The 23,201-nt window shown below is 48.3% G+C and carries 18 protein-coding genes; 3 read left to right on the forward strand and 15 right to left on the reverse strand.

Annotated features, from left to right (window positions below; translation table 11 throughout):
• Positions 1–3: 3 nt before the first annotated feature.
• The 15 genes from Q4G98_RS08410 to Q4G98_RS08480 form a co-directional block, all read right to left on the reverse strand.
• Positions 4–477, reverse strand: a complete 474-nt coding sequence (locus Q4G98_RS08410) for a Mini-ribonuclease 3 (protein WP_298564745.1) — start codon at positions 475–477, stop codon at positions 4–6.
• Positions 462–1,904 carry a cysteine--tRNA ligase gene (gene cysS / locus Q4G98_RS08415; RefSeq protein ID WP_177561059.1) on the reverse strand — a complete coding sequence of 481 codons (1,443 nt, stop codon included), beginning with the start codon at positions 1,902–1,904 and terminating at the stop codon, positions 462–464. Before cysS ends, Q4G98_RS08410 begins: the two co-directional genes overlap by 16 nt.
• Positions 1,905–1,917: 13 nt before the next feature.
• Positions 1,918–3,390 (reverse strand): glutamate--tRNA ligase, encoded by a 1,473-nt coding sequence (gene gltX / locus Q4G98_RS08420; RefSeq protein ID WP_301961922.1) that lies wholly within the window; start codon positions 3,388–3,390, stop codon positions 1,918–1,920.
• 91 nt (positions 3,391–3,481) lie between these two features.
• The gene (ispF, locus tag Q4G98_RS08425) at positions 3,482–3,985 is read right to left on the reverse strand and encodes a 2-C-methyl-D-erythritol 2,4-cyclodiphosphate synthase (RefSeq protein ID WP_293720278.1); all 504 of its coding nucleotides are present in this window, start codon (positions 3,983–3,985) and stop codon (positions 3,482–3,484) included.
• A complete protein-coding gene (ispD, locus tag Q4G98_RS08430) occupies positions 3,982–4,692 on the reverse strand; it encodes a 2-C-methyl-D-erythritol 4-phosphate cytidylyltransferase (protein ID WP_293720276.1) in 711 nt (236 codons plus the stop codon). Before ispD ends, ispF begins: the two co-directional genes overlap by 4 nt.
• Positions 4,693–4,707: 15 nt before the next feature.
• Positions 4,708–5,832 (reverse strand): PIN/TRAM domain-containing protein, encoded by a 1,125-nt coding sequence (locus tag Q4G98_RS08435; RefSeq protein ID WP_298564741.1) that lies wholly within the window; start codon positions 5,830–5,832, stop codon positions 4,708–4,710.
• A gap of 109 nt (positions 5,833–5,941) precedes the next feature.
• The gene (locus Q4G98_RS08440; protein ID WP_177561054.1) at positions 5,942–6,421 is read right to left on the reverse strand and encodes a CarD family transcriptional regulator; all 480 of its coding nucleotides are present in this window, start codon (positions 6,419–6,421) and stop codon (positions 5,942–5,944) included.
• Positions 6,422–6,596: 175 nt separating this feature from the next.
• Positions 6,597–7,955 carry a DNA repair protein RadA gene (gene radA / locus Q4G98_RS08445; RefSeq protein ID WP_293545061.1) on the reverse strand — a complete coding sequence of 453 codons (1,359 nt, stop codon included), beginning with the start codon at positions 7,953–7,955 and terminating at the stop codon, positions 6,597–6,599.
• Positions 7,955–10,435, reverse strand: a complete 2,481-nt coding sequence (locus Q4G98_RS08450; RefSeq protein WP_367949981.1) for an ATP-dependent Clp protease ATP-binding subunit — start codon at positions 10,433–10,435, stop codon at positions 7,955–7,957. The genes radA and Q4G98_RS08450 overlap by 1 nt, the downstream gene beginning before the upstream one ends.
• A gap of 196 nt (positions 10,436–10,631) precedes the next feature.
• A complete protein-coding gene (locus Q4G98_RS08455) occupies positions 10,632–11,054 on the reverse strand; it encodes a CtsR family transcriptional regulator (protein WP_293720270.1) in 423 nt (140 codons plus the stop codon).
• Between the two features lie 223 nt (positions 11,055–11,277).
• Positions 11,278–12,456: an FprA family A-type flavoprotein gene (locus tag Q4G98_RS08460; protein WP_298564736.1), complete on the reverse strand. Its 1,179-nt coding sequence runs from the start codon at positions 12,454–12,456 to the stop codon at positions 11,278–11,280.
• A 122-nt stretch (positions 12,457–12,578) separates the two neighbouring features.
• Complete coding sequence (locus tag Q4G98_RS08465; RefSeq protein WP_298564734.1) at positions 12,579–14,312, reverse strand: ABC transporter ATP-binding protein/permease; 1,734 nt, start codon at positions 14,310–14,312, stop codon at positions 12,579–12,581.
• A 134-nt stretch (positions 14,313–14,446) separates the two neighbouring features.
• A complete protein-coding gene (locus tag Q4G98_RS08470; protein WP_298564732.1) occupies positions 14,447–17,557 on the reverse strand; it encodes an efflux RND transporter permease subunit in 3,111 nt (1,036 codons plus the stop codon).
• Positions 17,558–17,571: 14 nt separating this feature from the next.
• Positions 17,572–18,747: an efflux RND transporter periplasmic adaptor subunit gene (locus tag Q4G98_RS08475; RefSeq protein ID WP_298564730.1), complete on the reverse strand. Its 1,176-nt coding sequence runs from the start codon at positions 18,745–18,747 to the stop codon at positions 17,572–17,574.
• 205 nt (positions 18,748–18,952) lie between these two features.
• Complete coding sequence (locus Q4G98_RS08480) at positions 18,953–20,296, reverse strand: hypothetical protein (RefSeq protein WP_298564728.1); 1,344 nt, start codon at positions 20,294–20,296, stop codon at positions 18,953–18,955.
• A 234-nt stretch (positions 20,297–20,530) separates the two neighbouring features.
• Between Q4G98_RS08480 and Q4G98_RS08485 the strand changes: the two genes are divergently transcribed.
• The 3 genes from Q4G98_RS08485 to Q4G98_RS08495 all read left to right on the forward strand — a co-directional run bounded on the left by Q4G98_RS08485 (position 20,531) and on the right by Q4G98_RS08495 (position 23,191).
• The gene (locus tag Q4G98_RS08485) at positions 20,531–21,550 is read left to right on the forward strand and encodes an ABC transporter substrate-binding protein (protein WP_301961924.1); all 1,020 of its coding nucleotides are present in this window, start codon (positions 20,531–20,533) and stop codon (positions 21,548–21,550) included.
• A 62-nt stretch (positions 21,551–21,612) separates the two neighbouring features.
• Positions 21,613–22,401, forward strand: coding sequence for an ABC transporter ATP-binding protein (locus Q4G98_RS08490; protein ID WP_293545085.1), 789 nt, complete (start codon positions 21,613–21,615; stop codon positions 22,399–22,401).
• A complete protein-coding gene (locus tag Q4G98_RS08495; protein ID WP_298564724.1) occupies positions 22,394–23,191 on the forward strand; it encodes an ABC transporter permease in 798 nt (265 codons plus the stop codon). The genes Q4G98_RS08490 and Q4G98_RS08495 overlap by 8 nt, the downstream gene beginning before the upstream one ends.
• Positions 23,192–23,201: the final 10 nt, after the last annotated feature.

Below are 23,201 nucleotides of genomic sequence, written 5' to 3' on the forward strand. Positions count from 1 at the left end.
GATTCACCCTTTCTTCTGCATGGTCTCTGAAATAATCATAAAAGAACGTTCCAGTATTTCCTCCAGCCGTTCTTCCTTATTGCTCAAAAACAACCAGCCCAGCAATGCTTCAAATGCTGTTCCCATGCGGTATTCATGCACGGAAGCACTTTTAGGCACCATTGATTTAGTATTGCGGCCACGTTTGGCGATATAAGCCTCTTCTTCCGTCAAATCCGGCAGCAAATCCTCCATAGCCTTTGCCTGCATTACCGCCGACACCATTTTGGAACCCAGATCGTGTATGACGCGTACTTGCCCTGACGTCGGCAACAGCCGCAGGCGTACATAAAGAGAAAAAACAACGTCCCCGATATACGCCAACAGTATCGGATTCAGTTGTTTCGGTTCTCCATAAGTCAGCCCGGCAGCCGTACAGGCTGCCAGAGCATGAGCTTTTATTTGCTGATATTGTTCAAACTTCACTGTTTTTTCCAACGTACGCCCTGAGGCGTATCTTCCAGAACAATGCCCAGTTCACTCAGCTTATTGCGTAAAGCATCGGCCTGAGCATAGTCCTTATTGCTTCTTGCTTCCTGGCGCATGGCAATAAGCATCTCCATCAGCTGTTCTTCCAAACCGTTACCCTCAGCTTCAGCAGCACAGGAAACTGTTTCCAGCACACCGATGATCGAGCACATTTCCGCAAATACGTTCTGCAGAATGGCTACCAGCTTTCCATCTGGCTTACTACCGCTGCTGATGATGCTCTGCTGATAAATATTGATCTCCTTAGCCAACGCAAACATATGGCTGATGGCGAGAGCTGTATTAAAATCATCACGCATAGCTTCCATAAACTCGCCGCGCAGCTCCAAAGCCTTCTTCCGCAGCGCCAGACTTTCTTCCGTAGGTCCGGCATTCATTAAAGCAGTAAGGGCCTGCAGGTTTTCCCGGGCCGTTTTCAGCCTTGACAAACTGCGCTGCGCTTCAGCCAGACGTTCATCACTGAAATCCAGCGGACTGCGGTAATGTGTGGAAAGGATAAAAAAGCGCAGTGTTTCCGGCTCGTAATGTTCGAGAATATCAATAACCATAAAGAAATTGCCCAGTGATTTCGACATTTTTTCTTCATTAACAGTAATAAAACCGTTATGCAGCCAGTATTTAACAAAGGGATGACAGCCAGTGCAGCCTTCAGACTGCGCGATCTCGTTCTCATGATGCGGGAAGATCAGATCACTGCCGCCGCCATGAAAATCAAAGGTCTCCCCTAAATATTTCATGCTCATAGTCGAACATTCGATATGCCAGCCAGGACGTCCTTCACCCCAGGGACTGCTCCAGGAAGGTTCCCCGGGTTTGGCAGCCTTCCACAAGGCAAAGTCCATGGGATTATGCTTTTTATCGTTGACATCAACGCGGGCACCGGCCATCATATCTTCCAGATTACGACCGGAAAGCTCGCCATAATGCTCAAATTTTTCAACGCTGTAATAAACATCGCCATCCATTTCGTACGCATAACCGCGGTCGATCAGCGTTTGTACCGTTGCAATGATTTCTTCCATATGCTCGGAAACACGCGGATAAACATGCGCACGGCGTACATTAAGCTTATCCATTACTTCAAAATAAGCGTCGATATAACGTCCGCAGATGTCACTCCACAAAACGCCCTCTTTATTGGCGGTATTGATTATTTTATCATCGACATCTGTAAAGTTCTGCACATGCAGTACGTCGTAGCCTTCATGCTCCAGAAAACGGCGGATAACGTCCCAGGTCACAAACGGACGGGCGTTGCCGATATGCGGATGATTATAGGGAGTGACGCCGCAGACATAAATATTGGCTTTACCAGGATGTACCGGCACGAACTCTTCTTTTTGTTTGGTCAGAGTATTATAAACTTTAATCGTCATTCTAAGCTCTCCTTTACAGAGTGATGCCTGCCTTGGCAAGGCTTGCTCTAATTCTGGCTTCTGTACGTTCCAACCCCAGCAGCGGCACCATTTCTGCCAGCTCCGGTCCATGCTGATTTCCTGTCAAAGCGACGCGGATCGGCATAAATACAGCTTTGCCGCCCAGTTTAGTAGCTTTTTGGATAGCTTTGAAGGTCGCTTTTACGGCAGGACCATCTAAAACTTCCAGTTTAGGCAATTCTTCAAACAGCATTTTCATCACTGTCGGTACAGACTCTTCCTGCAATACGGCAGCAGCCTCTGCATTTTCAAATTCAAATTCATCGCTGAAATACATCGCGACGCATTCAGGGATCTGCGCAGCAAAAGCAACATGCTCTTTGGCAGTAGCAACGACACGTTTGAGCCATTCCAGCTTGGCACCGCTCTCGTCGCCAGTCATATAACCTGCAGCGAGCATGTGCGGTTTAGCAGCCTCAAAGAAAGCCTCAGCATCCAGCTGGCGCATATAATGCTGGTTGATCCAGTTCAGCTTGTCGATTTCAAAAACAGCAGGATTTTTAGCAACATGATCCATCGAGAAAGCCTGAATCAATTCTTCCATACTGAAAATCTCCTGTTCGCTGTTCGGCGCCCAGCCCAGCAAAGCCAGAAAATTATCAATGCCTTCCGGCAGATAACCCAATTGACGATACTGATCGACAGAGGTAGCGCCATGGCGCTTGGACATCTTGGTACGATCCTTACCCAGGATCAGGGAAATATGGCCAAAAGTAGGCTTTTCAAAGCCCAGCGCATCATAAATAAGACATTGACGCGGAGTATTGGATAAATGCTCTTCAGCACGTATAACGTGCGAAATTTTCATCAAAGCATCGTCAATAACAACGGCATAATTATAAGTAGGAATACCATCGGATTTGACGATGACAAAATCACCGATCCCATTGGAATCAAAAACAACATCACCGCGCACCATGTCGCGAACAAGTATCTGCTGATCGGCAGGCACTCTGAAACGTACGGTAGGTTTGCGTCCTTCAGCTTCATACTGTGCTTTTTGTTCAGAAGTAAGATTGCGGCATTTGCCCATATAACGAGGCATTTGCCCTTTCGCCGACAAAGCCTGTCGTTCGGCCTCCAGTTCTTCGTCGGTGCAATAACAATAGTAGGCCTTACCTTCAGCCAACAGCTGATCAGTATACTTTTTATAAAGCTCCAGGCGCTCTGTTTGACGATACGGGCCATATTCACCGCCTACGTCGATACCTTCATCCCAGTTTAGCCCCAGCCATTTTAACGCAGCCTTGATATTCTCTTCAGATTCGCGGCTGGAACGCTCAAGGTCAGTATCCTCGATACGTAAAACAAGCTTGCCGCCCATTTTCCTGGCAAACAGCCAGTTGAACAAAGCGCTGCGAGCGCCGCCGATATGGAACGGTCCGGTCGGACTCGGTGCAAATCTTACTCTGATTTCATTAGACATTAGAATGATCCCTCCAAAAATACTTATCTTGTATATTATACACCATAAAAGCAATATGAGTACTCAGCGCCATAACGGCATGCTACGTACATCAACCTCTGATGATACTTACCACAGCTTCAGAAGCCATGCCTTCCCCACGTCCAACAAAGCCCAGCTTTTCTGTCGTTGTCGCTTTCACATTGACAGCAGACCGCTCGATACGCATTTCCCGGGCAATATTCACCGCCATCTGTTCAATGTAGGGTGCAAGCTTTGGCTGCTGCGCCATAATCGTCACATCGGCATTATTTACCAGCCAGCCCTGCTCATGCAGCAGCTTGACCACCCGCCTCAACAGCAGCATACTGTCAGCATCTTTAAACTGCATATCCGTATCTGGAAAATGCCTGCCAATATCACCCAGCCCAGCCGCGCCAAGCAAAGCATCCATCAGCGCGTGCAGAGCCACATCGGCATCAGAATGGCCTAACAGACCCAATTCATAAGGGAGCTCGACTCCGCATAAAATCAATTTACGGCCGGCAGCCAGTTTATGTACATCATAACCACAACCTACTCGAAACTGCGGCCAGTTATTACTTCTTTCTGTCATCCCACAAGCCCTCTGCTTTTACATAAATTTTCTGCCAGAAGCAAATCTTCCGGCGTTGTGATCTTAATATTCTCATAGCTGCCTTCAGCAACCGCAACAGCTATCCCTAAACGCTCCACCAGGGAAGCATCATCAGTTACATTCCCAGGCTGTTTTCGCAAAAGCTCGTACGCCTGCTTTAAAACGCTGATTTTAAAGATCTGCGGTGTCTGTACCGCACGCAGCGCATCACGTACAGGCGTCGCCTGTACGATACCATCTGCATCAACAACCTTGATCGTGTCCTTTACAGGTACTGCAGCAATAGCCGCCCCGCTACAGGCAGCCGCTTTTAACACCCTTGCAAAGACCTCCCGACCTGCAAACGGACGGGCGCCGTCATGCACAGCTATATAGCCCTCCGTTTCCGTAACGGTCGCCAGAGCATTGGCAACAGAATCCTGTCGCTCCTTCCCCCCTGCAACGACGCAAAAAGGTAGCTGCGGATAATACTTCTCATGGTATTCCCTCAGCAGCAGCTCTGCTTCCTCTACTTCCTGCGGCCGAACCACCGCGATAACCCTGCTCACGCAGTCTGTGTCTGCCAGCATCCTCAGACACTGCACCAAAAGCGGCAAACCACCTACCCTGGCAAAAGCCTTATTCTTCCCTAATCCTAAACGACTTCCCAACCCGGCAGCCGGAACTATCGTCACGATTTTCTCCATAAACGCCCCCGTGAGTTATTTCAGTTTTGCAAAAATCATTCTGCCTGCCGAAGTCTGCAGTACAGAAGTTACTACTACCGACGTATTTTCACCAACCAGCTTTTTGCCGCCTTCAATAACGATCATCGTACCGTCTTCAAGATAAGCTACACCCTGGTTATTTTCCTTGCCGTCTTTTACGATAAAAACATTCATTTCTTCGCCCGGCAGCACCACCGGCTTGATAGCGTTAGCCAGATCATTGATATTGAGTACGTTTACGCCCTGTATCTCAGCAACTTTATTCAGATTAAAATCATTAGTGATAATCACGGCATCCGTCTGTTTGGCCAGCTTGACCAGTTTGGCATCGACTTCGTTCAAATCTTCGAAATCAGTATCTTCTACCAGTAACTGCTCCTTATTGCCCTGCTGGATCTCCTGAATCAGATCCAAACCACGACGCCCTTTAGCCCGTTTCAGATTATCAGATGAGTCAGCCAGCTTCTGCAATTCTTCCAAAACGAAATTAGGAACGATCAAACGCCCTTCCAGAAAGCCTGTTTTGAGAATGTCAATAATACGTCCGTCAATAATGACGCTGGTGTCCAGCAATTTATTTTTGCTGTACAGTCTGTCGCTCATAGCCAGCGATTTAACAGCGGCCGGTTTTACAGCCCCTTTCAGACTGGGTATACTGCGGTTAAAAAAGCCCACGATATCCTTATGCTTCCTCAGTGCCACTTTCGCACCGATAATAGAAAGTACCAGACTGAAAATCAAAGGTATATAAGGGCCGATGATCGGCAAATGCGAAAAAGGCCCCCCTAAAAGATTAGCCAAAATCAAACCAATGCCTATGCCAAGAGTCATAACAAAAATATCACTGGTCGGCACCTTGGACAAAACGATTGCCATCCGCTCCGTATAGCCCATAATATGATAAATAAGCACCGGCGCTACCGCCACACCAAGTCCACCAAAAACAAAAATGCCTACGGCACCTGAAACAATAGTAGCCAAAGCTATTCCAAAAAAGCCATTGTCATAAAGATCGTAACCAAAAAAATCCGAAATATAAGGCAGTAAATATTCAGTAAGTATGAGTCCGGTAAGCGCAAATACAACGACAATGGTCAGCTTTAAAATTCTGTTTAACATCTTCGCACCTCCTTTCCTGAAATAATGTGGATAATATAATATTTTACTACAATTTCCGTATTAAAAACAGCAAAAAAATAAAATACGTCGGATTTTCCGACGTATTTCACTAAAAAAACTTATTCAGCCAGTTTTCAATATCCTGCTGCTCAGCATTTTTGACAAGCATCACTTCGCTGATCAATATCTGTCTGGCCGTACCTAATAATCTACGCTCACCGGTAGATAATTTTTTTTCATTTTCCTGTACCTGCAATGTCCTTATCACATCGGCAACTTCAAAAACATTACCGCTCTTCATTTTTTCCAGATACATATTAAAGCGTCTGTTCCAGGTAATACTTTTGTTATAATCATCAGGCCGTTCTTCCAAAACCTTTTCAACGGCATCGATGTCCTCAGTTTCAATAACATGACGCAGCCCAACACGCTCTACGCTGTCAACCGGCACCATGACCTTCATCTCGCCCAGAAGCATTGCCAGAATCAGATAATCGACGCTTTGACCGTCACGTTCACGCTTTTCTATTGTTTTTACTACTCCGGCGCCGTGCATCGGATATACGACTTTATCTCCTGCTGCAAACATCTTCTGCCCTCCTAAGGAACACACTATTTTTTACGTATATTAATTTTAACACCTCTTATTATTTTTGTCAAATTTTATAATTTTATCATAGCTCCATATTTGTGTCAATCATTTTTATCTAAAAATTCTACTTTTATTTAAAAATAAATAAAGGAGCGGAGAAATCTCCGCTCCTTTAAGCAAAAACAGCATCCAGTGCTTCTTCTAAAGTTTTAACCTGCACAATACCACGACAGGGTTCTTCTAAAGACAGTTTCCCTGCCGGTACGATAAATTTTTTAAAGCCAAGATTCATCGCATCCTTAATACGTCTTTCCGGCGAACCGATCCGGCGCACTTCTCCTGTAAGGCCGACTTCACCCATGACAAGTACGCCATGCGGAATTGGCCGGTTCCTATAACTTGATACCAACGCAGACGCCACGGCCAGATCCGCAGCAGGTTCCGTGACCTTCATCCCGCCGACTACATTAACATAGGCGTCATAAGCGCCAAAATCCATGCCTAAGCGGCGTTCCAGAATCGCCAGCAGCATCGTGACCCTGTTATAATCAAAACCAACTGCTGTACGTCTTGGCATGCCATAAGGCGTTTTGGCAACCAGTGCCTGCATTTCTACCAAAATGGGCCTGTTGCCTTCCAGACAGGCACAGACGACCGAACCGGAAGCATCGCTGCTGCGCTCTTCCAGAAACAGGCCTGCCGGGTTACTGATTTCCTGTAAGCCGCTGGCTTCCATGGAGAAAATGCCACTCTCGTTAGTTGAGCCAAAGCGGTTTTTCAAAGCGCGCAGCACCCTGAAGGAATAAGAGCGGTCGCCCTCAAACTGCAGCACCACATCAACCATATGTTCCAGCAGCCGCGGCCCGGCAATATTGCCGTCTTTAGTCACATGGCCGATAATCAACACCGCAATGCCGCTGGTTTTAGCAAAGCGCAGTAACTTGGCCGTACATTCACGTACCTGACCAACACTGCCGGCAGCAGTTGGCAGCTCGCTGTTGTACATGGTCTGGATCGAATCGATCACCAATAATGCCGGCTGCACTTCCTGCGCCTGCAGTAAAATCGTATTCAAATCAGTGGCAGTCATCACCAGCAGGTTATCACCGCTGCTGCCCAGGCGCCTTGCCCGCATCGCGGTCTGCGCCTCTGATTCTTCACCCGAAACATACAATACCTTGATATTGTTCCGGCTGAACTTCATACCGGCATCCAAAAGCATCGTCGATTTGCCGATACCAGGATCGCCGCCCAACAAAACAAGACTGCCGGGAACGATACCGCCGCCAAGCACACGATCAAATTCGCGGATCCCCGTCTGCAAACGGCTGACAGACTGTTCTGCTACCTGCTGCAGAGGTTTGGGCTTCGCCGTTTCTCCCACAGGCAGATAACTCTGCCCGGGGCGCTCAGGCGTCTCCAGCTCTTCGACAAAACTGTCCCACTGCCCACATTCCGGGCATTTACCCAGCCATTTAGCAGTCGCATAGCCACAGGCTTGACAAACGAAACGTATTTTCGGTTTGGCCATTATGGACGTTCCTCTCCAGCTGCAACCAGAACTTCTTCCTTGTGCGCTTCTTCTTTATCAAAATAAATCTTGCCCGCAGCATCCGTACGCGTCAAAATCGTATCGCCGCGCTTTAATTCTGCCGCCAGATACAAATCGGAAACAGGGTCCTCCACCAGCTTTCTTAAAGCCCGGCGCAAAGGACGGGCGCCATAGCGTGTATCTTTCCCTGCTTTTAAAAGCTCAGCTTTTGCTTCGTCACTAACCTTGATCCCAAGGCCGTTTTCCTGCAGACGGCCGGAAAGCTCTTTGAGCATCTGCTCAACGATCTGCTGCAGCTCTGCTTCACCAAGCGGGTCAAAGACCAAAATCTCATCAATACGGTTTAAAAATTCAGGCCGGAAGATCCTTTTTACTTCTTCCAGCACCGCATTTTTACGGCCGTCACTGACCTGCTGCTCACCAGCCGCAAACCCCAGCGGTTTACTGTCCAGTAAAGCCCTGGCACCGGCGTTGCTGGTCATAATAATCACAGCATTTTTAAAATCGACGGTGCGTCCCTGTCCGTCCGTCAGTCGTCCGTCTTCCATGATCTGCAGCAGCAGATTGAAAACATCGGGATGCGCTTTTTCGATTTCGTCCAGCAAAATTACCGAATACGGACGCCGACGCACAACATCCGTCAGCTGCCCGCCTTCTTCATAGCCTACATAGCCCGGAGGCGCGCCTACCAGACGTGAAGTAGTATGTTTCTCCATATATTCAGACATATCGAATCTGATCAAAGCTCGTTCGTCACCAAAAAGGTTCTCAGCCAGTGCTTTCGCCAGCTCTGTTTTACCTACGCCGGTCGGCCCCAGGAACAAAAACGACCCCACAGGGCGATTTTTATCCTTAAAGCCGGCTCTGGCCCTGCGAATAGCTTTCGCTACGGCGTCAACAGCCGCATTCTGCCCAACTACCCGTTCATGCAGCGCCTCTTCCAAATGGATCAGCCTTTGCGACTCCCCTTCGGTCAGCTTTCGCAGAGGAATATTGGTCCAGGAAGCAACTACTTCGGCAACATCTTCTTCAGTTACAGTCAGTTTGCTGCTGGAACCGCCGCGCTGCGCCTGACGTTCGTCATCAAGCTGTTCCTGCAGCTTACGTTCCGCATCGCGCAGCTCGGCAGCGCGTTCATACATTTGCTGAGTGATCGCCGATTCTTTTTCAATGCGCACCTTTTCCAGTTTCTGTTCCAGCTCACGCTGCGGCACAGAAATCTTGTAGCTTTGCAGACGTACTCTTGAGCAGGCTTCATCCATCAGATCAATAGCTTTGTCCGGCAGATTACGGTCAGTGATATAACGGTCGGATAAGCGTACCGACGCCAGAATCGCATCATCCGTGATCTGGATGCGGTGGAAAGCTTCGTATTTATCACGCAGCCCCTTTAATATCTCAATCGAATCATTAACGTCAGGCGCGCCTACGACAATAGGTTGGAAGCGTCGTTCCAGCGCCGCATCTTTTTCAATGTTTTTACGGTACTCGTTTAAGGTAGTAGCACCAACAGCCTGCATTTCGCCTCTGGCTAAAGCCGGTTTAATGATATTGGCCGCGTCGATAGCACCCTCGGCTGCACCAGCGCCGATGATAGTATGCAATTCATCGATAAAGAGAATGATATTTTTATTTTCCTTTACTGCTTCCAGCAGCTCTTTCAGGCGTTCTTCAAATTCGCCCCGATACTTGGTTCCTGCGACCAGATAACCGATCTCCAGTGAAAAGACGATTTTTTCCCGCAGGAGTTCCGGAACATTACCATCGACGATCCGCTGCGCCAAACCTTCGGCAATGGCAGTTTTACCTACGCCGGACTCGCCGATCAGCACCGGATTATTTTTTGTACGGCGGCACAGAATCTGGATGATGCGTTCGACCTCTTTTTCACGTCCGACTACAGGATCTATTTTCCCGTCCGCCGCCAGCTGATTGAGATTGCGCCCAAATTCCGACAGCATTTCCAAAACATTGCATTTGGTCTCAACACCGCTGTCGCCGGCATTGTAATTACCGTCTGTCAGAGGCTGATTGTCATAAACAGCCTTCACGACCTTCATTACCTGCTCTGCTGTGACGTTAAACCGGCGCAGAACCTGCGCGACTACGCCTTCACCTTCACGTAACAGTCCCAGCAGTAAATGCTCGGACCCGACATAGTGCAGCTTAAACGCCGCAGCAGCTTCGCCAGCCAGTTCCAAAGCCCTTTTGGCACGCGGAGTATAATTGATCATCAGCTCCGTACTTCCGGCAGGCTCCATCCAGCTTTCCAGCTCTTTGATCACAGCCTGGTTGTCGACACCCAGTTTTTCCAGAATCTTTTTGGCAAAACAATTCTCGACATTCAGCAGCGCCAGCAGGATATGCTCCGTTCCTACATGATCATGCCCTTTATCCAGGGCGAAACGCATCGCGTCTTCTAATATCCCTTTAGCACGTTCTGTAAAACGGTTCATGATCTGTTCCTCTCTGGACTTTGGTTTCAACAATCCGTCTAAAAATTCTTTGGCGTTAAAAACAGTACCCGACAAAAAGTTGGACGGCGCCAATTCCTCAACACAGTCCGAACACAACCATTTATCGATCTGTTTATCATTGACCACGCAAACAACGTGGACCACAGCTTCTTTTAATCCGCATTTCTGACATAACATCTCATTCACCTCGCTCTTGTTCTGTCATTTTAGTAATGGCCGTTTCCAAAACAGCCCGTTTTTTCAGTTCATCTGCATCTAAAATTTCCATCATATACTGCAGCAATGTTTTTTCCCGCCTGCTGATCAGACGATTGGCGGCCCAGTGCTCGATCAAATCCTGCACAGTCGGCTCGTAATCATCTTCCTGCAGTTCCTGAGGCATTACCCGCACAATGCGCACAAACCCGCCGCTGCCGCGTCTTGATTCTACCATAAATCCCCGTTCCGGGGTAAAACGCGTACTCAGCACATAGCTGATCTGCGACGGCGCGCAGGACAGTTTATCAGCCAGTTCATTACGCTGCACTAAAACAGCGTCTTCCCTGTCATCTAACAACTGTCTGATGATGAAATTTTCTATTGCATCCGCAAGATTTCTCATCGTAATTACCTTCCTTGTATTTTAGTATAGCAGAAAAAATCCGCCTGTACCTGTAATCGATTTATTATTATTATATTTGACTTTTCGACTTTTGACAAGTGAATTATCAGTGAACAGATAAATTAAACTTACCTGCTAGCTGTATAACCGCCGTCGTCGCTGCGGTCTGTTAAAATAAAAGGGTCCAACAGCTTTCACTGTCAGACCCTTTACAATAACGAATTTATTTATTTTGCAGCTTTTTAGCAAATTCATAACCAAGCTGCCTTGCTGCCGCCAAATCTTCAGGCTGCGCTTTCCATTTACAGGTAAAGCCAGGTTCCAGTTCAAAACCAGCCTCAGTCAGCAAAGCCTCCATATCCTTCTGCGCACCTCCAGCCCAGCCGTAAGTACCAAAGACCGCCGCTTTTTTACCTGTCGGCTTCAACCCTTTCAGATAAACCAGCAAACTGCCCAGCGTCGGCAGCATACCGTTATTCAGAGTCGAAGAACCAACGATCAGCCCGCCTGCTTCAAACAGATCGGCAACAGCTGTACTGTTGGGCGTTTCGTTCATCCGCAGCAGCACGGCATCACTGCCGGCACTGATAACACCTTCCAGGACCGCGCGCGCCATCTGCTCTGTTGCGCCCCACATCGTATCATAAGCTACTACGACACTGCTGTCGCTCACGCCTTTGCCCCAGGCGGCATATCGGGCAATGATCTCCTGGATATGACTGCGCCAGATGATACCATGAGCCGTAGCGATCATTTTCAGATCTAAAGCCGCCACTTTCGTCAGCGCTTTATCTATCAATCTGGCATAAGGCCAGAGGATATTGGCAAAATATTTCTTGGCTTCATAGAAAAGTATGCCCTGATCAACTTCATCATCAAAGCGTTTGGCAGCTGCATAATGCTGACCAAAAGCATCGTTGGAAAACAAAATCCCGTCCTCAGCGCAATAGGTCGCCATGCTGTCAGGCCAGTGCAGCATCGGCAAAGCCACAAAAGTCAGCTCGCGCTTGCCCAGAGATAATTTATCTCCGTCCTTGACGACCTGAAAATCATATAAATCGCCATAATGACGGATCGCTTCAGGCTTACCCTGTGCAGTGATAAAAAATTTAGCATTCGGAGCCGCTTTGACCAGCGCCGGTAAGGCTCCGGCATGATCGGGCTCTACATGATTCACTATTACGTAATCGATCTTGGCAGGATCGACCACACGGCTGATTTTATCCAGCAGCTCATCAGCATACATGGCTTTGACCGTGTCGATCAAGCAGATTTTTTCATCCATGATCAAATATGAATTATATGAAGCACCGCGTTCTGTCTTATAACCGTGAAAATCGCGCACAGCCCAGTCCACAACACCTACATCATAAATCTTGGGGGCTATTTCCAATGGCATCATTTTTTACACTTCCTTTCTGGAAAAACTGCTTCTATGCTTATTATATAAGGAAATCATAGCAAAGTAAAAATTTCTTTTAGCAAAAAATACTAAACTCTACTTACAAAATTCCAGGCTTCCACTTACAATTCCTGTTCGCTGACACTATGCCGCGCCTTATCAATAAACAGCCCGATTTGATGGAAGCTGCTTAAACTGCTGCGGTGGCCGATGCTGACCACGGTGGTATCCGGCAGCAAAGTTTCCACCAGCTTATACATCACTGCTTCCGTCTCCTCGTCCAAAGCAGACGTAGCTTCATCTAAAAACAGCCACGCAGGCTGATAGATCAGTGCCCGTACAAAAGCCAGCCGCTGCTGCTCACCACCGCTCAGCACGTGGGACCAGTCCGCCTCAACATACAGATCTCTGGCCAGATAGCCTATTCTGCACTGCTCCAGCAGCATTACCAGCTCTTCATCTGTTTTCTGACGGCTGCCAGGATAAAGCAGCGCCTCTTTTAAAGTACCCAGAGGCAGGTAAGGTTTTTGCGGAATAAACATCAGCTGTCCGGCAGGCGGCAGTTCCAGCTTACCATGCACATAGGGCCAGATCCCTGCTATCGACCGCAGCAGCGTACTTTTACCACTGCCGCTGGCGCCTTTGATCAGGATATTTTTATTCCTGCCAGGCTCCAAGGTAAAATTGACATTTTGCAGCAGGATCCTGTCATTCGGCAATGCCACCTGTAAAGCTGCAGCAACGATCGTATCGTTGCTGCTTTCTATTCGTTCCAGCTCAAGCTGCGGACTTTCCTGTTTTACCTCATGCATATGCAGGCCAAAACCGGTAAGACGTTCAACGACTGCCCGCCATTCTGCCAGTGAAGCGTACATATCGACAAAATACGATAACGAGTCCTGCACCCTGCCAAAAGCGCTGGCGATCTGCATCAGCCCGCCCAATGTTATTTCACGGCTCAGATAACGGGGCATGGCCACTACGAACGGAAAAATGATCGCGATCTGAGAATAGCCGGAATTGAGCCAGACCAGCTGTTTTTGTTTATCGACGATTTTCCAGAAATTATCCAGCAGCAGCTTAAACCGTTTTTTAAAGACGCCGCCCTCCTGCTGTTCGCCGCTGTAAAAGGCCACACTTTCAGCATTTTCGCGCATCCGCATCATACTGAAACGAAAATCAGCTTCATAACGTTGCTGGATAAAGTTCAGCCCTACCAGCTTCTTGCCGACCAGATGCGTCAGCCAAGTGCCGACAATAGAATAGATCAATGCTACCCAGACCAGATAGCCGTCGATATGCCAGGCTATGCCGGCAAAAGTGAAATCCAGTGCGCCTGACAGTTCGTATAAAATAAAAACAAAGGAAACAAAAGTACAAAAAGCCTTTAACAGCCCAATGCTGAATTTCAGCGTCATTTCTACAAACAGGCGCACATCCTCGCTGATACGCTGGTCAGGGTTATCAGTATCAGCGCCAAACATCTGCATCCGGTAATAGGTCTTGTTTTTCAGCCATTCGTCAATATAACGGTTTGTCAGCCAACGGCGCCAGTTCAGTACCAGCACCTGCTGCAAATAAAAGGCATAGACAGCCAGAATAATATAGATCACGGCCAGCCAGCCAAAATGTATCAATTCGTCAAAAATAAGCTCCGTCTGATAATTTTGCAGCGCGTTATAAAAAGCATTGTTCCATTTATTCAGCAGCACCAGCATATAAACTACGCCCAGCGTCAGTGCCACGATCGCCGTCAGCAGCAAATAGGCCTTGCCCTTTTCCTCCGACTGCCAATAGCTTTTAGTAAGCAGCCAGACATCTCTGAGAAACTTACCTTTATTTTTTAATCCATTCATATCTCTTACCCCTAAATTATTTTATCAAAATCTTAAGCCACCCTTTTCTAATACCACATAAATAAAAAAAATCCTGCAAAAAAATAATGCCCCATCAAAATGACGGGACATTATCTATTTACAAAATACTTATTTTATTCTTCACTGTGTTTTTTTCTGTTGAAAATGCGTTCAACAACAACGAACAGTACCGGAATCATAAAGATACCGATCATCGTGGCAAAAGTCATACCGCCAACAACGGCATTACCCATGGAAACACGGGCACCGGCACCTGGGCCTGTAGCAATAGCCAAAGGCACGCAGCCAAGAATGAATGCAAAGGATGTCATCAGGATTGGACGCAGACGTAGTCTGGCCGCATCAAGAGCAGCTTTAACTACCGGCTCGCCATTTTCCATGTTCATCTTCGCATATTCTACGATCAGGATCGCATTTTTAGCATTCAGGCCAATCAGCATGATCAGACCGATCTGCATATAAACGTCATTCTGCAAACCACGCAGATACTGAGCGCCGAAGCAGCCAAGCGCTGCCACAGGCACTGACAGCATAACTGCCAGAGGAATAGTCCAGCTTTCATACAAAGCTGCCAGACACAGGAAAACGAAAATCAGCGAGATAATGAAGATCTGCGTCGATCTGTTGCCTGCTTCAAGTTCGTCGCGGCTCTGGTCGACCCATTCATAGGTATAGGTCGTCGGTAAAATTTCTGCTGCTGTTTCCTCCAGTGCCGTCATAGCCTGACCGGTACTGTAACCGGCAGCCGGGCTGCCTGCGATCTTAATAGCGCGTACACCGTTGAAACGGGTCACCGTAGCAGAGCTGGTCTGACTCTCGTCGGTAACCAGAGTATTCAGCGGCACCATATCGCCGGCATTACTGCGTACAAAAAAGTAACGCATATCATTGACATTAGTACGGTATTGCGAATCTGCCTGCATAACTACCTTCCAGGTACGGCCGAAAGCATTGAAGTCATTGATCTCGCTGCCGCCGAGGAAAGTCTGCAACGCAGTATAAACACTGGCTACCGGTACATTCAAGGACTCCGCTTTAGCACGGTCGACATTGAACTGATAAACCGGGGTATTGGTATTAAAAGTAGTATAAGCCATACCGATTTCCGGACGGGAATTGGCTTTGGCAAGAAATTCGTTAGCCACTTCCTGCATCCGTTCCATATCGTCGCCGCCCAGATTCATCAGATACAAGCTTAGGCTGCCGGTACTGGAAGCACCCGGCAAAGCCGGCGGATCAAACGCCATAACGCTGATCTGCGGCATCTGCGCGCCAATGCCATAAATGCTTGGTACCAGTTCCTGTGCAGTGTTAGTACGTTTATCATAGTCTTCCATTGCGGCAACGATCAGACCCGCACTTGATTTCGGAGCTCCAGTCAGAATATCGAAGCCGGAAACCTCCATGACATATTTTACACCAGGAAGTGCTTTTAACTTGTTACCAAGTTCCATCATTGCCTGAATGCCACGGTTACTGGACGCGCCTTCCGGCAAATTGAAAGCTGTGATAGCATAACCCTGGTCTTCACTAGGAACAAAACCTGTTGGCGTTATTTTTGCAATCCAGCCCAGCATAATGACCATGATCAGCAAAACTGCCATCGAGATTTTCGCATGACGGATACATTTCTCAACGTTTTTAACATATTTGCTCAAAGTATTACTAAACCAGACATTGAATTTATGGATAAATTTGCCGATCGGGCCTTTGACCTCGTCCTGATCATGCGGTTTCAGCAGCAGCGCGCACAAGGCCGGAGTCAGCGACAAAGCCACGACAGCCGATAAACCCATGGAAACAGAGATCGTCAAAGCAAACTGTTTATACAGCTGCCCGACAGTACCGCCGGTGAAAGCAACCGGGATAAATACTGCCGCCAAGACGAAAGCGATCGCCACAACAGGGCCCGAAACTTCCTTCATCGCCCGGTAAGTAGCTTCTTTCGGCGTCATGCCGTTATCCTGGATATGATGCTCAACTGCTTCAACAACGACGATCGCGTCATCGACAACGAGGCCGATAGCCAGGATCATCGCAAACATCGTTAACGTATTGATCGAGAAGCCCATCAGCACGAAAGCGCCGAAGGTACCGACCAGAGAGACCGGGATCGCCAGCAGCGGGATCAGCGTTGCGCGCCAGCTGCCCAGGAAAATAAAGACAACCAGAATAACCAGTACCAGCGCTTCAAAGAAGGTGTGCGCTACTTTTTCCAGCGCTTCACGTACGAACTGGGTATTATCCTGAACTATCGTCAGCTCCATGCCTTCCGGGAAACGTGTTTCCGCATCGGCCAGTACGGCTTTGATATTATTGACCGTTTCCAGAGCGTTCGCATCACTTGTCAAATAAACAGGGAAAACAACGGAAGAACCGCCGTTCAGATAACCTGCCGTATTGTCGCTGCGGGCACCCTCTTCGATACGTGCTATTTCTTTCAGTTTCAGATTGCTGCCGTTTTTAGAACGGATTATAACATTGCCAAATTCCTCAGGTGTTGACAGACGGCCCTGAGCACTGGCAGAATATTGGAATTCCTGCTCGGCATCAGTCGGGCGGGTACCAATGGACCCTACAGGAGCCTGGATGTTCTGCGTTTTGATGGCATTAGCCACATCATCAGCCGTTACACCCAGCTGCGCCATTTTATCAGGCTGCAGCCACAAACGCATAGCATATTCCTGACCAAAAATACTGATATCAGAAACGCCTTTGACGCGTTTGCAGGCATCCAGAAAGTTTGTCATTGCATACGAAGTCAGGAACATCGTATCATAGGTTCCATCAGGTGAATGCAAAGCAAAATACATAATAGTTTCCGCAGATTTTTTAGCGGTCGTAACACCGTAAGCGGTTACCTCGGACGGCATCGAGGACGAAGCCTGAGATACACGGTTCTGTACTTCAACGGAACCGATGTCAGCATTTTTATCGAGGTTAAAATAAACATCAAGATTATATTCGCCTACGCTGGTACTGGTAGAATTCATGTAGAGCATATTCTCTACACCATTAACTTTTTGTTCGATCGCCTGGGCAACAGATTCCTCAACAACCTCGGCACTTGCACCCACATAATTCGTTTTAACGGCAATATGCGGCTTGGTGATATCCGGGTATTGAGCAATCGGCAGGCTGAATCCGGCAATAGTACCAAGTAAGGTAATAAGTATTGCCAGCACTATAGCAAAGACCGGTCGGTCTATAAAAAAGCGTGCCACAACTATTTACCTCCTTAGTTGCTCTTAGAATCGTTAGTCGGTAAAGCAGTATCTAATTCTGCTTCTGTCATAGGTTCAGGTTTGACCTCAGAACCCTGTTTGATTTTGTTGATACCTTCGACAACTACTGTTTCATTGCCTTCCAGACCGCTTTCAACCAGCCACAGCCGGCCGATACGGGGCCCTAAGGTAACCTCGCGCATGGTTACTTTATTATCATCGCCAAGCACATAAACAAATTTCTTATACATCAGTTCGGTAACAGCACGCTGCGGGATCAGCTTGGCCTCTTTAACTGTACCGCTGTTGGCCTGCAGATGTGCAAACATGCCCGGCAGCAGGATTTTTGCCGGATTGGGGAACTCGGCTTTCAAAGTTAAAGTACCGGTGCCCTGGGTAATGCTGCGGTTGACCTGATCAACACGGCCTTTTTCGCCATAAGTAGTGCCATCGCTCAGCACGATCGTCAGATTCTCCAGCGGCGCACCGCCGTTATCAGTATGGGAACTCAAAAGCTTCAAATATTCGTTTTCAGCCAGACTGAACTCCACAAATACCGGATCGGTATTGGAAATAGTGGCCAGAATAGTCTGACCGGCAGTAACATAATTACCTACGGAAAGATCGTTGGTATCGATACGTCCGTCAAAAGGCGCAACGACATTGGTCTCGCCCAGATCAATATTGGCATTTTCCAGCAAAGCCTGCTGTGCGTCGACAGCGGCCTGTGCCTGTTCAGCTTCAGCAACCCTGTTATCCAGCTCCTGCTTGGAAACAGCATTTTGCTCATACAGCTTTTTATAACGCTCCAGATCGCGGCTGGTACGGATCAGGGTTGCCTGAGCGCTGGCCAGCCCGGCCTGTGCGTTTAATACTTTGGCCTGATAAGTTCTCTGGTCGATAGTGAACAGGGTCTGTCCGGCAGTTATTTTTTCGCCGCCCAGGAAATATTTTCCTGTGATCTGCCCGCTGACCTGCGCCATCAGATTGACTTCCTTCTGCGCCTGTACAAAACCTGTATAGTCATAAACGATCGGCGTATCGCGTTTGATAACCTCCATCGTTTTAACCAGCGTTGCCTGGGGTGCCTGCTGCTGTTTGCCGCAGCCAGCCAGAGCCATTACGGTAAATGCCGCTACCGCCATAGCCAAGGCCTTTTTCCTTCGGCCTTTATCAAAAAAACTCAGCATAAATATATCCTCCTCGCATATTCAAAAAAACGGCTGCGCCCTCTAAGAGGGCGTACGGCTCCGCTATTTTCAAGAATACTCTTATTATAATTTATCGCAAATATAAACGCAACCGCTATTTTGCTTGATTAGAGCCTGTTTTCTTAAAATTTCATGCAGTTTCTCAGTTTTTCATTACTTGCTGACTGACCAGTCAGTTTTTTCTTTAAAATAATTCCGGACGCAGTAAAAATTTTTTCAGATCCGTTGCTGCAGCCGTAGCTTCCAGCCATTCGCCGCTCTCGCTGCGCTGGCAGAACACAAAATTAGTACCGTTATAATACCAGCTTACAGGCACGCCTTTAGTAAAATCTACCTCATCCTTTTTGGTAAGCAGCCGCAGCACAGGTAGAAGATCCGGATCCTGCAGATCCAAAACCTCACCAATATCAAGCCTTTTGCCTGTTTTTGCATCCATATTGAAAGCAATCTTGGCAAACAGCTCCTGTCCCTCTTCATCCATAACGCCAAAAAACACCATGCTGATAAACCTTTCACCGACAAAAGTCAGCGTATAATCAAGCTCACAGCCACCATTAGCCAGCTTCTGCAGATAAGGCGCCGCCACGACCGCAAAATCACCGTTCACCTTATTCTGTACTTCCGGCGCCTCAGCTACCGTAAAAACAGGAAAAGTTACGCTGCTGCTCTCGTGCACTGCCTGCCTCGGCCTGATCTGCCAGCTTTTGGCCCTGTAACTGCGGTGGAATTTATCGTCCTTATTTTTGCCGCCGCTGTAAAAAGTTTTACTTTTTAATGTCCAGCCGCTGCCCTCATTATAAGACCAGACCCCGGCCAGCTTACCCAACAGGTCATCTTTATTCAGACCGCTGACGTTCTGCAGCGACAGCACTTCCAAGCTGCCGTCCTGCTCCATATCCACAGGCACAAGAGAATTTATTTTGCTGACTGCAGGACGCCGATAACCCTTCAGTAAGGTACCGTCAGCAGCATAAAGTCCGCGCTGTTCATAAAACTTTTTCTTTTCAGGCAGCAACTCATAACTGGCATTGCCATCTGCAAAAGTGATCTTGCTGCGGAAATCCGGTAAAAACTCGGTCGTTACCGCTACGCCTGCATTATCACTGCCGGTAAAGATCTCCTTTACCGCTTGGGGATCAGCAAAGTCAATAATACGGTATTCCGTACTGCCATCGGCGCCGCCCTGCCCCACAGACAGCAGCAGCTGTTCGCCCCGGCCTGTAAAGCCGGCCTTTTCCAGGTTACAGTCATAACCGCCTTTGATGCTGGGCACATATGCCGTCAGCAGTTCAGAATCACTGCTTTTTAACAACAATAAAAAATCGTGCCGGTAACTGCTGCCACGGGCCAGCTGCCCGCCATAAAGCTCCACAGTCTCCTGCGTGCCATCACCGTCAACGTCAAGCTGCAGCTGTGCCAGCGGTTCCTGTTCACTCTGCGGTGCCGCAGCAGCATTCACACTCACCAAAACTCCGGCCGCCAGCATAACTGCCGGTATTAGTTTTTGCCAATTTATGATATTTCCCATGAGGGCCTCCATTCTGAAAAATACTTTCATCCTTATACATTATACCAAGTCCTTTACCTTACTGAAAGTTTTTTCTATTTTATCTGCAGATATTTAAATATTTATTTAAAAGTTCTCTTTTTTTCTATGAAAAAATACTGCAAAAAACTTGAAGATATTGTAAAATTATGAAAGACATTATTTTTGTCAGCACTACATTTTTTGTACTTAACGTACTATAAGGAAGGGAAAGAAATGAAAAAAATCTTGATTCTGTTTACAGCAGTTTGTCTTTTGCTTGTGATGGCAGGCTGCGGCGGCGGAGATAAAAAAGCCGCTGATCCCAAGGCCAAAACGGCCGTCTCGCTGGGTATGCTGCGTCTTACCAGTTCGGCGCCGCTTTTCATCGCTTTGGACAAGGGCTACTTTGCCGAAGAAAACCTTGAGATAGATCAGCAGTGGTTTGACGCTGCTCATCCTATTGCCGTAGCTACCGCGTCCTCCAAAGTAGACGTCGGCGCTACCGGTATCACTGCCAGCCTCTTCAACATGGCCGCCAGCGGCCAGAAGCTGGCGATTGTAGCAGATAAAGGACGCGAGCAGAAAGGCTTCTCCTCCTCCGCGCTTCTGGTGACCTCTGATAACTACAATAACGGCATTACCAAACTGGAAAACATCACAGGCAAACGTATCGGCATTACCCAAAAGGGTTCTACCTTCCATTATATGCTGGGCCGGATGCTGGAAACCAAAGGCATGAGCCTGGAAGACGTAGAGATCGTGCCCCTGGGTAAACTGAGCGCTGTTATGGCCGCGCTGGAAAGCAAACAGATCGACGGCGCCATCCTCAACGAACCAAATATCACCAAAGTGCAGACCGCAGGTTACGGCAAACTGGTCACCCAGGTCGGCGACGTGATTCCCTACCAGACCTCCGCACTGTTCTTTTCGCCCAATTTCCTGCAGAACGAAGACGCAGCCGTGCGTTTCCTGAGAGCCTACAAAAAGGCCTGCAATTACTATTATGACGCAGCTATCGAAAATAAAGACCCGCAAAAGCTGAACGAAGTCGTCGGCATCATCGCCAAATATGTCAAAGCGCCTGAAGCTGACATCAAGTTGGGCCTGCCTTATATCGACCGCGACGGCAAACTGCTGGACAGCGATATCAAGACCCAGATCGACTGGTATACTTCGCATGGCATGATCGAAGGCAAGCTGGACCCGCAGGCCGTTACCAACACCAGCCTGCTCGGCAAAGCCATGCAAAAATAATTACCTGACAAAAATACTCTGATTTTTATATTTAGCAAACAATACCGGAGGCAGTAGTTGAAATGAAATTAGTTATCGACAATGTCAGCAAAAATTTCATCGATCCTCAGGGCAAGCAGCTGTCCGTACTCGAAAACGTCAGTCTGACTGTGCACAGTGAGGAATTTGTAGCTTTAGTAGGGCCTTCCGGCTGCGGTAAATCAACTCTGCTCAATCTTACGGCAGGGCTGCTGTCACCCACCGAGGGAAGCATTTATTTCACAGAACTGGCTGAAGGACATACTCCTGCTATGGGCATCGTCTTTCAGGAAACCGGCCTGTTTCCCTGGCGCAGCGTCTATGAAAACATCGCCTTCGGCCTGGAAGCAACAGGAGTACCCAAGGCAGAACAAAAAGAGCGTATCCGGCATTACATCAATCTGGTCGGCCTCAGCGGTTTTGAAAAAGCGTTTCCGCACCAGCTTTCGGGAGGCATGCGGCAAAGAGTCGGCATTGCCAGAGCCCTGGTCATCAATCCTGACCTGCTGTTGATGGACGAGCCGTTTTCTGCCCTCGACGCGCAGACCCGTACCATCATGCAGGAAGAACTGGTCACCCTCTGGGAAAAGACCAGGCTCAGCACCCTATATGTCACCCATAATATCCAGGAAGCGGTAATGCTGGCAGACCGTGTCGTGCTGTTATCCAGACGTCCCGGCAAAGTCAGCAGGGTCCTGACCATCGACATTCCGCGGGCTGACAGGGAAAAACCTGAAAACACAGCTCAGATCGCGGAATTTATCCGCATCATCTGGGAACATATCAGCAGCGACGCCCGTGCGGCACTGATGGAGGTGGAAAACAATGGCTGAATATAAGATCCACAACCGCATGACCCACTGGCAGAAAAGTTATCCGACCTTGATCTCCTTTGCCGCCATCGCCCTTTTGCTGGCAGTCTGGGAAATCGTCTGCAGCAGCGGCCTTATCGCTTCACTGTTCCTGCCTGCACCCAGCGCGATCCTTGCAGCTCTGGGCAAGCTTATTACAGGCGGCGAGATCAGCCGCAGCCTGGCGGCCAGTCTGTACCGAATTCTGCTGGGCTTTGCTTTAGGCAGTATCATCGGCCTGCTGGTAGGCCTTGTGACCGGCACCTCCGCATTGATGGACCGAATCGGCACGCCTATCATCAACGCATTATACCCGATCCCTAAAATCGCCCTGCTGCCGCTTTTCATCCTCTGGCTGGGTATCGGCGAGCTTTCTAAAGTTACGATCATCGCTCTGGGCGTTTTCTTTCCCGTTGCCATGAATACCTATTCCGGCGTCAAAAATGTCGACACGCTGCTGATCAAAGTAGCAGTCAGCTTTAATGCCAGCTGGTGGCTGACGATGAAAAGCGTCGTCCTGCCCAGCGCCCTGCCGGTGATCTTTGCCGGGCTGCGTCTGGCGGCAGGCACCTCGCTGCTGCTGCTGGTAGCCGCAGAAATGATCGCGGCCCAGGAAGGCATCGGCGCTTTGATCCTGCATTACGGCGACCTGATGATCACCGACCGTTTAATGGCCGGCGTGATCGTCCTTTCACTGCTGGGATTGATCTTTAATCTGGGCCTGCAATGGCTGGAGCATAAAATCGTCCCCTGGAAAACACAAAGTAAATAAAATCTAAAAA

Source organism: uncultured Phascolarctobacterium sp. (assembly GCF_958349595.1).
Classification (GTDB): domain Bacteria; phylum Bacillota; class Negativicutes; order Acidaminococcales; family Acidaminococcaceae; genus Phascolarctobacterium.

Bases quoted from the DNA above. Each gene is read 5' to 3' on its own strand.
- gltX (WP_301961922.1), bottom strand. From the start codon at position 3,390: ATGTCTAATGAAATCAGAGTAAGATTTGCACCGAGTCCGACCGGACCG.
- Q4G98_RS08480 (WP_298564728.1), bottom strand. From the start codon at position 20,296: ATGGGAAATATCATAAATTGGCAAAAACTAATACCGGCAGTTATGCTG.
- Q4G98_RS08465 (WP_298564734.1), bottom strand. From the start codon at position 14,312: ATGAATGGATTAAAAAATAAAGGTAAGTTTCTCAGAGATGTCTGGCTG.
- Q4G98_RS08490 (WP_293545085.1), top strand. From the start codon at position 21,613: ATGAAATTAGTTATCGACAATGTCAGCAAAAATTTCATCGATCCTCAG.
- Q4G98_RS08435 (WP_298564741.1), bottom strand. From the start codon at position 5,832: ATGTTAAACAGAATTTTAAAGCTGACCATTGTCGTTGTATTTGCGCTT.
- ispD (WP_293720276.1), bottom strand. From the start codon at position 4,692: ATGGAGAAAATCGTGACGATAGTTCCGGCTGCCGGGTTGGGAAGTCGT.
- ispF (WP_293720278.1), bottom strand. From the start codon at position 3,985: ATGACAGAAAGAAGTAATAACTGGCCGCAGTTTCGAGTAGGTTGTGGT.
- radA (WP_293545061.1), bottom strand. From the start codon at position 7,955: ATGGCCAAACCGAAAATACGTTTCGTTTGTCAAGCCTGTGGCTATGCG.
- Q4G98_RS08485 (WP_301961924.1), top strand. From the start codon at position 20,531: ATGAAAAAAATCTTGATTCTGTTTACAGCAGTTTGTCTTTTGCTTGTG.
- Q4G98_RS08495 (WP_298564724.1), top strand. From the start codon at position 22,394: ATGGCTGAATATAAGATCCACAACCGCATGACCCACTGGCAGAAAAGT.
- Q4G98_RS08455 (WP_293720270.1), bottom strand. From the start codon at position 11,054: ATGAGAAATCTTGCGGATGCAATAGAAAATTTCATCATCAGACAGTTG.
- Q4G98_RS08460 (WP_298564736.1), bottom strand. From the start codon at position 12,456: ATGATGCCATTGGAAATAGCCCCCAAGATTTATGATGTAGGTGTTGTG.
- cysS (WP_177561059.1), bottom strand. From the start codon at position 1,904: ATGACGATTAAAGTTTATAATACTCTGACCAAACAAAAAGAAGAGTTC.
- Q4G98_RS08440 (WP_177561054.1), bottom strand. From the start codon at position 6,421: ATGTTTGCAGCAGGAGATAAAGTCGTATATCCGATGCACGGCGCCGGA.
- Q4G98_RS08475 (WP_298564730.1), bottom strand. From the start codon at position 18,747: ATGCTGAGTTTTTTTGATAAAGGCCGAAGGAAAAAGGCCTTGGCTATG.